The following is a 12,437-nucleotide window of genomic DNA, read 5'->3' as shown; positions in this document are numbered from 1 at the left end:
TGTATGTGAGAGATGGGTACAAGTAAAGGTTTTTTGTAATATACTCAGAGTCAATTGAGTATATCATACATATTGTTTTTAGAAATATAACATAAGTTTGAAGTGTACAGAAAAAGGAGTAAATTAACTACTCGTTTTATTATACCTCAACAAGCCATTATACTTTTAACACATCATGTACGATATACTCCGTCAATATATTAATAAACTAATTGCTACCGACCTTTCTGATGATGAATATGCAATGATTAAAGCAGTTTTCACCCCAAGGAAATACAGAAAGAAACAATACTTACTGCAAGAAGGAGACGTATGTAAACATTTATCCTTTATTATTAAAGGAGCAATGTGTCAGTATTCCACAGATGATAAAGGTAACCAGCGTATTATTCGCTTTGGAATCGAGAATTGGTGGATGATGGATAGAGAAAGCTTTGAAATGGAAACGCCCTCGCTATATAATATAGAGGCCTTTGAAGAGGTAGAGCTATTACAGATAAAAAGAGAAGATTTTTTATACCTCATGGAGGTGTCGCCCATGTATAAAAAAATGACACAAGAACTAGACAAACGAGGGCAAATTGCTTCTCAGAAAAGGATTCATTCAGTGATTAGCTATACTGCTGAAGAACGTTTTCTCGACTTATTAAAAACTCATCCAGTTTTTTTTCAACGTTTCCCCCAAAATATGATTGCATCGTATCTGGGCATCTCTGCCGAAACCCTTAGCAGAATCCGTAAGAATGCCCTTTCTAAATAGACATTTATCGTAATTACACCCAATGGTCTTGACATTTGTCAAGACCATTTCTTATTTTATGTCATTGGCTTTGCCTTATCAAATGTTGCAACTTTGTAATGTAATTAAACGACACAGTTACAGAAGATTAAAGCAATAAAGATGGAAAATGACTCAACACAACAAACACTATTTGTCAGTATGGTAATTGCCAACTGGGACTTACAAAATAGAAGATTAGTGACGCTCTTGAACGGACTTTCTGACGAAGAGCTTCTATCAGAAACATCCTCGGGAAGAAATACAGGTACCTACATCCTTGGTCATTTAATAGCAGTGAGCGATGGCATTCTACCATTGCTAGGACTACAGGATAAATTGTATCCACATCTCCAACATATATTTATTGATAATGCCGATAAAGCTGGTTTGACTTTCCCATCTATCGCTACATTGAAAGAGAATCTTCAAAAAGTAAATGAAGTGCTGAGTCAACATTTTAAGGACATGCCCGTGAATGAATGGTTTACCAGACACCTAGCAATGACAGACGAAGATTTTAATAAAGAACCACAACGCAACAAACTCAATATTCTAATCAACAGAACCAACCATTTAAGCTATCATTTAGGACAACTTATTTATTTGAAAAACTAACTAACATTCATTTTTAAATCAAAACAACCATGAAAACGCAAACATCAAATCCCCAAACAATTTTATTCGTAACTGGTGCATTCGTAACCAATTTAGGCTGGAAAGAATGGCAAGAATATTTTGAAAGCAAAGGCTATAACACCCTTGCCCCAGCTTGGCCTTATAAAAATGGTACGGCAAAAGAATTGAGAGATAGACAACCTAATGATACCGACCTTGCAGCATTGACACTTGATGAATTAGTAGACCATTACGCTAATATTGCTAAGAGTCTTCCTGAAAAACCAATAGCCATTGGACATTCACTAGGAGGGCTTATCACACAAATATTAGTTAACCGTGACTTAGTTGTTGCAGGAGCCGTGCTTCATCCAGTGCCTCCGCTAGGCGTTTTCCCTTATGAATTCTCGTTTTTGAAAGCTGGCTGGAAGTCATTAGGATTATTTACTTCTTTGAAGAAAACCTATCTAATGTCATTTAAAGATTGGCAGTATGCTTTTGTAAACGATATGCCTTTGGAAGAACAGCAAAAAGCCTATGATGAAAATACCATCCCTGAGTCAAAAACAGTGGCGCGTGGAGGATTAACGAGTGCCGCCAAAGTTGACTTTGATAAACCCCATCCACCACTATTGATTGTAGCTGGAAGCAAGGATAATATTATTCCTGCCCACCTCAATATGCGTAATTATAAGAGATATGCAAAAGATAATGGCTCTGTAACCGACTATAAAGAATTTGAAGGACGTAATCACTTTGTGGTAGGGCTACCTACTTGGAAAGAAAATGCAACGTATATCTATGATTGGTTGCAAAAAAACAGCTAGGTATAATTTTTTTACGAGGAATGTTCAATGAGTCAATCTAGGGCTCTTGATCATTCTCAACACATATAAACATTGAAATCATGAAAACTAATGCAACACTTAATAATAGCATAGACCCCGCAGAGGATCCAGCAATTCAATCTCAAACGAAAGATTTTTTAAACACTTTGAATAGTAGCGGTGGTACACCCATGGAAGAATTATCACCTGAAGAAGCCCGTAAGGTATTAGAAGGTGCACAAAAATCAGTAGAGGTAGACATATCAGGTATTGATGTATCAGAGAAAACAATAGAACAAGATGGACTTTCGATAAAACTTTATATTGTTCGACCAACAGACGTAGAGGAAACATTACCTGCCTTTATGTTCTTTCATGGCGGAGGCTGGGTATTGGGTGATTTTGCTACGCATCAGCGGTTTGTAAGAGATTTAGTTATTTATTCAGGTGTTGTAGCAGTTTTTGTGGAATACAGTCGTTCTCCAGAAGTGAAATTTCCTGTAGCGATTAATGAAGCTTATGCTGCCACTAAATGGGTAGCAGAACATGGCGATGAAATTAATATTGACGGTTCAAAACTAGCCGTAGTGGGGAATAGTGCAGGAGGAAACTTGGCTGCTGTAGTAGCACTTATGGCAAAAAATAAAAAAGAACTTGAGTTAAAGCTACAAGTGTTGTTATGGCCAGTGACAGATGCCAATTTTGAAACGGAATCTTATCATCAATATGGCGAAGACAGATTCCTGACAAAAAACATGATGATATGGTTTTGGGATAATTATATCTCTACAGAAGAAAGAGACAATATATATGCTTCACCCCTAAAAGCAACTTTAGGAGATTTAAAAGGCGTAGCACCTGCTTATGTACAAACAGCAGAGAACGATGTGTTGCGTGACGAAGGGGAAGACTATGCCAGAAAAATGGATGAAGCAGGCGTAGATGTTACCCTTATTAGGATGCAAGGAATGATTCACGATTATGGTTTATTAAATCCTTTAAGCGATGTTCCTGCTGTACAAGTAGCGTTACGCCAAGCAGCGAATGAAATTAAATATGCTTTGAAATAATAAAGCCGATAAGTTGAAATTTTTTATCCCTAGCGAGGTACTTAAGTACCTCGCTAGGGATAAAAAATTTATTGTCTGTAAGAAAGCAAGACCTATAGTTGAGGTATCAACCGTTATTAATGAGATTTTTTATGTCCTATAAAGTTGAACCCAAAGACCTACGAAACAGTCGTCCCAATTGTGTAGTTCTTCTGAAAGTATATATTTCTACTTTTTTCTGCGATACTTCTTCTAAGTTTTTCAAGAATACCTGTGCAGTTTGTGCTTGCCAAGCCTGAAAGGTGTGGCTAATACTTTGGTGAATTGGCACATATTCAATAAAACGAGAGAAATTGAAGGTAGTATCTGCAATGCCTGCCCCTGCACGTTCGCCATCTAGGGCGTTAATTTGCTGTTCGATATGATTTGGCACTGGTACCATCATGATAGGTTTGCCTAAATACATGGCTTCGCAAACAGATTCAAAACCAGCCGTACAAACCAAACCTGAACAGTTTTGCATCATGGTTAAGAACTTCTCTGCATTTACTTGATGAAAAGTAAGGTTTTCTTGGCAATGCCATTCATTCCCAAAATCAGGATTATTCCAGAAACAATGAATTTCGATGTCTCTATGTTCGGAATGCCAATTAATAATGTCTTCACCCAATTTATGGTGAGTAATATAGGCTAAGAAATAAGGTTTTACTGTTGGCGTTAACGCCTTCACTTCTTTTCGTAAAAGTGGTGGCGTTACTACAATATGCTTAGCTTTGTCTTCGGGCATTTCTACAAAAGACAAAGCTAATTTTTTAGTTGAATTAAGAGAGGTAAGACGGGTATTGAGGTTTAATAAAAAACGGTCTATCTTTTTATCGGGCAATGAGACGAACTGATTGTGCAACAACAAATATTGATGTCCCACACAAACTACAGGAATATTTGGGCGGTGGAATTGTGCATACAAACCACAGATAATATCATAAAAATTCACGATAACATCAGGACGAGATGCTTCAACCTGTTCTGCCAAAAACTGAACACTTCTACGATATTTTTTTAGTCTTAAAACATGCGTTTTAATCGTATCCCATACTTTTACAGCCTTGGTTTGTCCGTAAACTAAGCTAGGAGCAGGGAAAGTATTGATGGGAGCATTAATTTTTTCTTTAAAAAAAGCAGGGATATGATGTTTATCCTCCATACCCACCATTACAGAAACTACCTCGTGCCCAGCAGCCGTTAAGATTTCAAAAAGGGAAATAGCCTGTGTTAAATGTCCACGACCTTCTCCTTGTACGACGAATAGATACTTACTCATATTGGGTATATTTTAAGAGATACTCATAAAAATTCCTTTGGCAGTTTTCATGGCCTCAGAATCTATTAATTCATCTGATAATTCTTCTTCTAAATCCAGACTATTTTGGAGTAAATAGAGCAAGTCCCAATTCCCTTGATAGTCTTCTACTAAGGCTGTTAACGATTCCACCCAGTCGCCCGAATTCATATAGGTGATTTCCTGAATAAGGCGGATGTCTGGTTTATGAATATGTCCACAAATAATCCCTTCGCAATGGTTTGCTCGGGCTAGCTCCGTCAATTTCTCTTCAAAATCCGATACATAATTCACGGCCTCTTTCACTCGTTGCTTAATTCTCTGTGAAAAAGAATAATATTCAAACCCTCGCCACTTACGGTATTGATTATACAGCTTATTGATAGATAATAAAAAGGTATAACCAATGTCTCCTAAATAGGCAAGCCATTTCATTTGAGAGGTCACAGAATCAAAAATATCACCGTGTGTAATAAGGTAACTCTTTGAGCCCGACTGTAGAATATAGTCGCGCTGAACAGTAAAGTATTTACCTAACTGAAAAGGGATAATCTGGTCTAGAAAATCATCGTGATTACCTCTCAGGTATATTACTTTCGTATTATGGTTCTCAATCATTTTCAACACAGCCCTAAAAAAAGCAGTGTGTTTCTTCTTCCATGAACCACCCTTTTTGAGTTGCCAGCCATCAATAATATCGCCATTCATAATTAAGGTTTCGCACGAGATACTCTTCAAGAAAGCAGTTACTTCTTTAGCTTTTGAACCTTCTGAGCCTAGGTGAACATCAGATATGATGACGGTTTTATATTGTTTTGGCGTTTTCATAAACCAAAATTGTAATTTTACTTTAACCCTATGATTGCTAGAATATTAAAGGATTGTTAAGGATTTAGTTTCTTGAGAACAAATAACCAACTCCTTTGATAGTGCGGATATAATCTTCACCAATCTTTTCTCTAATCTTACGTATATGTACGTCTACCGTACGTTCAGTTACGTGAATGCCTTTCCCCCAAACACTTGAAAGAATTTCGTCGCGCGTATATACCTTATTAGGGTTACTGACAAAGAACATCAGCAAGTCGAATTCCTTCTTAGGCAAAGTCCATGAAGATTCTTTTACGGCAATAGAATAATTCTGGCGATTGATTATCAAATCCTCTAAAACCACCTTTTCTTCATCTACTGTATCCGCAATATTTCTTTGGAAAACAGCTTTTATCCTGCTAATCAAAGCCCTTGGTTTGACAGGTTTGATGATATAATCATTGGCACCAATATCAAAGGCCGCTACTTCTGAATATTCTTCTGTTCTGGCGGTCAAGAAAATAAGGTAAGAGTTTTTCAATTCTTTAGATTGCTTAATAATACGCCCAGCTTCTATGCCATCCATGATAGGCATCATAATGTCCATCAAAATCATATCTGGTAAAAACTCTTGTGCCACTTGAATACCTTGAAGACCATTTTCGGCGGTACGTGTTTGAAAACCTTCTTTCTGTAGGTTGTATTCAAGTAATTCTAGAATATCTGGGTCGTCGTCAACCAACAAAATTTTCAGCGATAGGTCAATCATATTTATAATCTTAAAAACTGTTTGATTCAAAAATTTAATCAAACTTACTGTTCCAAGATTATCTCAGTGTTAAGGTTGAATTATGCTTTCTTTATGTTTATTATGAAACAAACATTGATGTCATAAACCAAGTAAAATTGCGTTGAAAAACGGTCAGATAACGTCTTGCTTTTTGCATGAGATGATTTGTTTTAAGTTCTAGGCAAAAATACATTTTCAATGTAACCGTATCATTAACAGCACTTTATGGTTTCGTAAAGGATTAAAGAATGACGGAAAATTAACATATCCATAATTATCTGATAATCATAGAATATTCCTGAGCGTATTATTTTCGATTTCTAATATTAATCATGAAATCATGTCAGCCCAAAAACTCATTTTTCTTTATTCTGACTCCACCTTTACTCCGTGGAAAGAAAATATTTTCGGAAGCACCATCGCTACTTTCTTGAAAGCTACGCCCGAAAACTATTATCCCTATGTAACACATTTTGTGGGCTTTACGACAGAATTTGCAGATTTTCTAAAGCAATTCGACATGGTTTTTAATGTATGCTATGGTTTCCGAGAAGCTGGTCAGGCAGATATTGCCCGTTGGTTAGATAGCCATGCCATCAAACATACAGCCAGTACTTATGATATACAGATACTTGCTAAGGATAAGATGAATCTTCCACAAATCTGTGAAGAAATCGATGTAAAAACGCCCCCTATCATCCAGTTGAGCGACGTAGCTACTTTAGAATACGAACGTTATATCGTAAAACACCGAATGGGAAGTTTACACCTGAATATGCTAGTATTCGATGCCTCTGAAATACCCTATCAGGAATTACTCGAAAAAGAAAACTATATCATACAGCCTTATATTACTGGTCGTGAATTTACGGTAGGGGTAATTCCCAATGAAAATGGGACAGACTATATGGCATTGACGCCTTTAGAAATCCGTCCTGATGACGACCGTGAAGTATACATCGCAGGGCAATCGTATGGAGTAACCGAAAAAATCCTGAATCCTGATATTGAAGAAAGTATCAAAAGCGAAATCATGCATAAAGTATTGACGTTGCACAAAACCATGAAAATAAGAGGAATGTCTAGAACAGATATCCGAATCCATAGTGGTGAGATTTATGTGTTAGACATCAATACAATGCCTAATTTGGATGCCCGTAGTTTCTTACCAAGTATTGCCCAAAACGAAGGGATTGACTTGAAGGAACTCTTCCGTAGAATATTATTAGTGACTCAAATAGCCTATAATCAACCTATTGAATTAGAAATGGCTTAGTTTACAATTCCTTTACAAACAATAGATAAAGTTTACAAAGGCTTAATTGTCAGAAAACTAAGAGGTTATCTTAAAAGCCCATCTTTGCGCAACCAAACTGTAATTAGATGCAAAGACGTGATTTACTTCGCCAGATGGGGCTTGTTGCTGGCGGTTTATCCATTCCAAATTTAGTAAAAGCACAAGAAGACGAACCAGCTGCTCCTAAAAGAGTATTGAGGGTGGCTCATATTACTGATGTACATATCGAAGAAGCAATTCCTTTAGTGAATTCTTCTAAAGGTTTTGCAAGATGTTTACATCATATTCAAAATGAAGTAAAACCTGATTTGATTATCAATTCTGGCGACTGTGTGATGGATGCCCATAAACACAGAAAAGGGAATGTAAAAAAGCAGTGGGATTTATTTAATGATGTACTAAAAGCTGAAAACTCCTTACCTGTTTTCCATAGTGTAGGCAACCATGATATTTGTTGCGAGGGCGATAGCCTAAGCAGTTTTGATGATGGAAAAAAATGGGCAATGGATGAAATGGGGCTAGCCAAGCCTTATTATAGCTTTGACAATAACGATTGGCATTTTGTGATGCTAGATAGCGTTCAGAAAAAGAAGGATGGCTCGTGGTATACCGCTAATTTGGATGAAGAACAATTCAACTGGCTAAAAAAAGACCTGAAAGCTTTACCTGAGAATAAACCAACGATGGTAATATCGCATATTCCGATTTTGGCAGCCTGTGTTTTTTTTGATGGTAATAACATGAAAGAAAAAGATGGACGATGGGAAGTGCCAGGGAGTTGGATGCACACAGATTCTAAACAAATTGCAGAACTTTTTCATCACCATAAAAATGTAAAGCTCGCCGTATCAGGTCATATACATTTAAGCGACCGTGTTGATTATAATGGTGTTTCTTACTGTTGTAATGGAGCTGTATCAGGGCGTTGGTGGTTTGGAAAGTATCAGCATACAGAAGCTGGCTATGCTGTAATTGATTTATACGACGATGGCTCTTTTACTAATCAGTATGTGAGTTATTAATAGTTGTGATTGAGTGATTATATTATTGAGCGATTGAGTGAATTGTGATTTAGTGATTATTATTAATTTTATTTAAGTACAAATTCATAATTCACTAACTCACAATTCACAACTAATATAATCACTCAATCACAACTCACTCAATCACTAAATAATAAACTCACAATTCACTAACTCACAACTCCTTACTTCAAATACCCATATTCAATAGCGAGCTTAATCAAGCCCGCTACATTTTTTACCTCGAATTTTGCTAATAAATTACTTCGGTGAGTCTCTACAGTTTTATCACTGATAAAAAGTGTAGTAGCAATCTCTTTTGTTGTTAAGCCTTTCCCGATAAGGTCGAGTATTTCTCTTTCTCTACGGGTAAAACGAATTTGATAAAGACTTTTCTCTTGTTGTTTCTGACGAGTTAACCCCCTCATAATGATATTCATTACCTCCTCACTTTGATAGGTATTGCCTTCATACACCGTTCTGATAGCTTTTTGAAGCTCTTCACCACCAGTATTTTTCAAAATATATCCCGACGAACCGTTTTTAATCATTTTAGTGATAAAACTCTCATCGTTATACATCGACATCGCCAATACTTTTACCTTCGGATGATTGTCCGAAATAAATTTGCAAACATCCAGCCCACTATCTTCCCCAAGGTTGATGTCTAGCAAAACCACATCAATGCTATTTGATTGTAAAAAAGTCTTAACTTGTTTCGCTGTTTTACATTCTCCTACCACCTGAAAGTCTGCCTCTGTCGATAACAGTGAAGCAACACCTTCAGTGAAAATTTTATGATCATCAACTAATAAAATGCGTACCATTACGTGATTAATATTTAGCAAATGTATATTTAACTGATATGAAGAAATATTTTATATACCCTAAAATAACAATATTTTTTTTGCTTTTCAAGGTTTCTTTAGCAATCGCCCAAGATGAGTACCCTAGTTTAAGTAAAAATTATACGAAAGCACAGCTAGATGAAATGCTAGTGAAATATCAAAATAGGAAAGATACACTTGGGCTAGCTTACACTTATTGGAGTTATGCCAAAAGTGAGGAGAAACAGTATGGCCTCAATTATTCTCCACTCACGAACCTCCGTAAAAGTATGGAGTGTTTTCTGATAATGAAAGATTCTGCTAGTTTTTATAATATCAGAGGAGCATTGGGGTCTTATTTTATGGATAGGCCTTTTATCAAAGAATATGCAAAGGAATACATTAAAGGTGCTGTTGATTATTTCAGAAGAAAGAAACAGCCCAATAGCGAAATCGGGCATTTAGTTAATTTAGCCAATATTGATATTCATGGGAATAATTTTAAAAATGTAAAAGCAATACTCGATAGGGTTGAAATGCTTAATAGAGAGGTAAAAGATGAGGCATACGAAGGAAGGTTACATTCTTCCTACTCTGATTATTATTACCGTATTAAAAAATATGACGAATCGCTAAAACATGCTGAAATAAGTTATGAAGTAGGAAAAAAACTACAAATCGACTGGCTGGAGGCACTTTCACTGTATGTGAAATCTAAATGTTTGGATGCGCTAGGCAGACAGGAAGAAAGACTAGACGCATTATTGGAGAGTCAGAAAATTGTGGAGAGCAATACTATTTTGATACAGCTACAAAAGGAGATTTACTATGAAATACAAAACTATTATTTGAAAAAAAAGAACTATCTGAAAGCCTATGAATTTATGAATAAAGCTCGACAGACCACGGAGGAGTTATATTTTTCAAAAATGGAAAGTGATGTTCGGGATTTTAGTGAAAATAATTTATTAGAAAAACAGCGGATGGTTGTTGCTAAAATTGCCTTAGAAAAAAAACTTGCAGACATAGAATTGGATAAACTCTTGATAAGGCAACAAATGTACATCGTGTTAATTATTCTGGCTATATTTTTTATTGGGGTATTGGCGTATGCTTATCTTAGTCGTCAACGTTTTAATAGATTGGATGCCGAGAAGGTAAAGAAAAACATACAGATAGAAACCTTAAGGGCATTAATTAGCGGACAAGAAATAGAACGAGTAAGAATATCACAGGAACTCCATGACGGTTTAGGAACTTTGCTTTCCAGAATAAAATTTCAAACGGAAAATATTGCTACTTCTAAAGAGCAGATTGCAGAAATGGTAGATGTTGCCTGTGATGAAGTACGTACAATTTCGAGTAATTTACAACCCAATGCCCTTACAAAATTTGGCTTAATTCGTTCGATAGATGATTTGATATTGAAGCAAAATAGTATTTCGCCTAATATTATCTTTCAACATTTTGGCAAAGAATTTGAAATTTCCCCTGAAAGTAGCTTAATGATTTTCAGGATTATTCAGGAATTGATGACTAATGCGCTAAAACATGCGGAGGCGACAGAAATATTGATTCAGATTGTATATCAGGAAGAAAGGACGCTGACTATTACTGTAGAAGATGATGGAAAAGGATTTGATGATGCCAATGTTCAGCCCGAAAATAATGGTTGGAACAATATTCGTTCAAGGGTAAATTATTTACATGGCATCATTAATCTTCATTCAGAACCATCAGATGGCACGTCGGTAACTATTGCAATTCCTTTTGTATAAAAAATAAATGAAACTTTAGAAATCTTTCAAAATTTAAAAAAACACATAATATGAAACCAATCACCTGTCTTTTATTATTATTGATCGCTACAACTAGTTTTGCACAAATTGACAGCACAAAATCAAAAGACATCAAAAAGCTTCTTGTTCTTACTGGTACAGTTCAAACTGTAAAAATAATGATTAGTCAGTACTCGACCATGATAAAGACTAGTCCTCAATACAAGGGCTTGCCAGAAGGCTTTTTAGAGAGAATGCTAGCAGAAATAAACGTTGAGGAATTTGTTGAATTATATATTCCTGTTTATGATAAATATTATTCTCACAATGAAATTAAAGACATTATCACCTTTTATGAAAGTTCTACAGGAAAAAAAATGGTTCAAAGTCTTCCTAATATTCTTGCAGATTCCATGAAATTAGGCAAGGAATTTGGAGAAAAATTAGGAATGAAAATTTACAATAAAATGCTTGAAGAAAAAATAATTAAGGGTCAAAATGAAGCTGAAGAGGAGGATGAAAACTAATTATTTTAGTTGTATTTTGTGATTATTAACCCCAATCATCTGTTAAAATCTTAACAATTAATTGGGGTTAATTTTATCGTTAGCTTATTCAACTACGATTGTTCTTGTAATCTCTTGTGGTTTAGCAGAGTTAATATTGATTGTACGAGTAATTTTTTCAGTACCATCTGTAATTTCTACTGAATAAGTACCGTCGTTTAATGCTTGTAAATCGAATTTACCATGATATGAACGAGCATTTTTTGCGATTCTTTCATTGTGTATTACTTTACCGTCTTTGTCTTTGATGGTAACAGTAACTGCTTTGCCCACCACTTTGTCCAATGTAAGGTGCATATCTAAAGTCCCCACACTTTGGTACATACCGATAGCGAAGTTGTTAGTTTTATTAGCATTTATAGTTGTTTCACCTGCAATAGGATTAGCAAATATAGAAGAAGTAGTTAAAGTGGCGATAGCGATAATTTGTGCAAAAGTTTTCATTTTCTGATTTGTTTAGATACGGTTAAAATTATGATTATCTAGAGGTTAAACATCTGTTTGTTAATTGATTATGATGTTTTGTTGTTAGATTGTTGATTCAAAATTAGCAGATGGAGTGATAGTTTCAACACAAAAAGGAATGGTCGGTTAGCGGAATTGATAAACGGTGATTTTAGTAGGCTGGTTATAAAAAAGCATTTATATTTTCCATTTTATTACTAGCGATAGTATATAACTACAATATTCATAGGTTGACAGTTCTTGTGTCTAAAGTCTTAAATCTTAAAGTCTA

General features: G+C 35.5%; 13 protein-coding genes. 8 read left to right on the top strand and 5 right to left on the bottom strand.

The window, feature by feature from the left end:
* Positions 1–175 precede the first annotated feature (175 nt).
* From AC1RNE_RS09190 to AC1RNE_RS09175, 4 genes are all read left to right on the top strand, one after another.
* Positions 176–760, top strand: coding sequence for a Crp/Fnr family transcriptional regulator (locus AC1RNE_RS09190; RefSeq protein WP_492800695.1), 585 nt, complete (start codon positions 176–178; stop codon positions 758–760).
* Positions 761–901: 141 nt separating this feature from the next.
* Positions 902–1,396 (top strand): DinB family protein, encoded by a 495-nt coding sequence (locus tag AC1RNE_RS09185; protein WP_492800694.1) that lies wholly within the window; start codon positions 902–904, stop codon positions 1,394–1,396.
* Positions 1,397–1,425: 29 nt separating this feature from the next.
* A complete protein-coding gene (locus tag AC1RNE_RS09180; RefSeq protein ID WP_492800693.1) occupies positions 1,426–2,223 on the top strand; it encodes an alpha/beta hydrolase in 798 nt (265 codons plus the stop codon).
* An 80-nt stretch (positions 2,224–2,303) separates the two neighbouring features.
* Positions 2,304–3,293: an alpha/beta hydrolase gene (locus AC1RNE_RS09175; RefSeq protein ID WP_492800692.1), complete on the top strand. Its 990-nt coding sequence runs from the start codon at positions 2,304–2,306 to the stop codon at positions 3,291–3,293.
* 136 nt (positions 3,294–3,429) lie between these two features.
* Here the strand turns inward: AC1RNE_RS09175 and AC1RNE_RS09170 are convergent, their stop codons facing one another.
* From AC1RNE_RS09170 to AC1RNE_RS09160, 3 genes are all read right to left on the bottom strand, one after another.
* Positions 3,430–4,593, bottom strand: coding sequence for a glycosyltransferase family protein (locus tag AC1RNE_RS09170; RefSeq protein ID WP_492800691.1), 1,164 nt, complete (start codon positions 4,591–4,593; stop codon positions 3,430–3,432).
* Between the two features lie 12 nt (positions 4,594–4,605).
* Positions 4,606–5,439: a UDP-2,3-diacylglucosamine diphosphatase gene (locus tag AC1RNE_RS09165; RefSeq protein WP_492800690.1), complete on the bottom strand. Its 834-nt coding sequence runs from the start codon at positions 5,437–5,439 to the stop codon at positions 4,606–4,608.
* A gap of 64 nt (positions 5,440–5,503) precedes the next feature.
* Positions 5,504–6,190 carry a response regulator transcription factor gene (locus AC1RNE_RS09160; RefSeq protein WP_309915847.1) on the bottom strand — a complete coding sequence of 229 codons (687 nt, stop codon included), beginning with the start codon at positions 6,188–6,190 and terminating at the stop codon, positions 5,504–5,506.
* A gap of 361 nt (positions 6,191–6,551) precedes the next feature.
* Between AC1RNE_RS09160 and AC1RNE_RS09155 the strand changes: the two genes are divergently transcribed.
* Both AC1RNE_RS09155 and AC1RNE_RS09150 read left to right on the top strand, forming a co-directional pair.
* The gene (locus tag AC1RNE_RS09155; RefSeq protein WP_492800689.1) at positions 6,552–7,487 is read left to right on the top strand and encodes an ATP-grasp domain-containing protein; all 936 of its coding nucleotides are present in this window, start codon (positions 6,552–6,554) and stop codon (positions 7,485–7,487) included.
* Positions 7,488–7,594: 107 nt separating this feature from the next.
* Complete coding sequence (locus AC1RNE_RS09150; RefSeq protein WP_492800688.1) at positions 7,595–8,530, top strand: metallophosphoesterase family protein; 936 nt, start codon at positions 7,595–7,597, stop codon at positions 8,528–8,530.
* A 185-nt stretch (positions 8,531–8,715) separates the two neighbouring features.
* Here AC1RNE_RS09150 and AC1RNE_RS09145 read toward each other — a convergent pair whose 3' ends face one another.
* Positions 8,716–9,357 carry a response regulator transcription factor gene (locus tag AC1RNE_RS09145; RefSeq protein WP_492800687.1) on the bottom strand — a complete coding sequence of 214 codons (642 nt, stop codon included), beginning with the start codon at positions 9,355–9,357 and terminating at the stop codon, positions 8,716–8,718.
* Positions 9,358–9,395: 38 nt separating this feature from the next.
* Between AC1RNE_RS09145 and AC1RNE_RS09140 the strand changes: the two genes are divergently transcribed.
* Together AC1RNE_RS09140 and AC1RNE_RS09135 are read left to right on the top strand one after the other, a co-directional pair.
* Positions 9,396–11,135 carry a sensor histidine kinase gene (locus AC1RNE_RS09140; RefSeq protein WP_492800686.1) on the top strand — a complete coding sequence of 580 codons (1,740 nt, stop codon included), beginning with the start codon at positions 9,396–9,398 and terminating at the stop codon, positions 11,133–11,135.
* A 50-nt stretch (positions 11,136–11,185) separates the two neighbouring features.
* On the top strand, positions 11,186–11,662 hold the full coding sequence (locus AC1RNE_RS09135; protein WP_492800685.1) for a DUF2059 domain-containing protein: 477 nt from the start codon (positions 11,186–11,188) through the stop codon (positions 11,660–11,662).
* A gap of 84 nt (positions 11,663–11,746) precedes the next feature.
* Here AC1RNE_RS09135 and AC1RNE_RS09130 read toward each other — a convergent pair whose 3' ends face one another.
* A complete protein-coding gene (locus AC1RNE_RS09130) occupies positions 11,747–12,145 on the bottom strand; it encodes a T9SS type A sorting domain-containing protein (protein ID WP_492800684.1) in 399 nt (132 codons plus the stop codon).
* Positions 12,146–12,437: the final 292 nt, after the last annotated feature.

It is taken from the genome of Arcicella sp. GW822-FHT02H01, assembly GCF_058802005.1.
This window is presented reverse-complemented; position numbering and strand designations above follow the sequence as displayed.

Coding starts and splice junctions, on each gene's coding strand:
- AC1RNE_RS09150 (WP_492800688.1), top strand. CDS start 7,595: ATGCAAAGACGTGATTTACTTCGCCAGATGGGGCTTGTTGCTGGCGGT.
- AC1RNE_RS09145 (WP_492800687.1), bottom strand. CDS start 9,357: ATGGTACGCATTTTATTAGTTGATGATCATAAAATTTTCACTGAAGGT.
- AC1RNE_RS09135 (WP_492800685.1), top strand. CDS start 11,186: ATGAAACCAATCACCTGTCTTTTATTATTATTGATCGCTACAACTAGT.
- AC1RNE_RS09180 (WP_492800693.1), top strand. CDS start 1,426: ATGAAAACGCAAACATCAAATCCCCAAACAATTTTATTCGTAACTGGT.
- AC1RNE_RS09155 (WP_492800689.1), top strand. CDS start 6,552: ATGTCAGCCCAAAAACTCATTTTTCTTTATTCTGACTCCACCTTTACT.
- AC1RNE_RS09140 (WP_492800686.1), top strand. CDS start 9,396: ATGAAGAAATATTTTATATACCCTAAAATAACAATATTTTTTTTGCTT.
- AC1RNE_RS09130 (WP_492800684.1), bottom strand. CDS start 12,145: ATGAAAACTTTTGCACAAATTATCGCTATCGCCACTTTAACTACTTCT.
- AC1RNE_RS09185 (WP_492800694.1), top strand. CDS start 902: ATGGAAAATGACTCAACACAACAAACACTATTTGTCAGTATGGTAATT.
- AC1RNE_RS09160 (WP_309915847.1), bottom strand. CDS start 6,190: ATGATTGACCTATCGCTGAAAATTTTGTTGGTTGACGACGACCCAGAT.
- AC1RNE_RS09175 (WP_492800692.1), top strand. CDS start 2,304: ATGAAAACTAATGCAACACTTAATAATAGCATAGACCCCGCAGAGGAT.
- AC1RNE_RS09165 (WP_492800690.1), bottom strand. CDS start 5,439: ATGAAAACGCCAAAACAATATAAAACCGTCATCATATCTGATGTTCAC.
- AC1RNE_RS09170 (WP_492800691.1), bottom strand. CDS start 4,593: ATGAGTAAGTATCTATTCGTCGTACAAGGAGAAGGTCGTGGACATTTA.
- AC1RNE_RS09190 (WP_492800695.1), top strand. CDS start 176: ATGTACGATATACTCCGTCAATATATTAATAAACTAATTGCTACCGAC.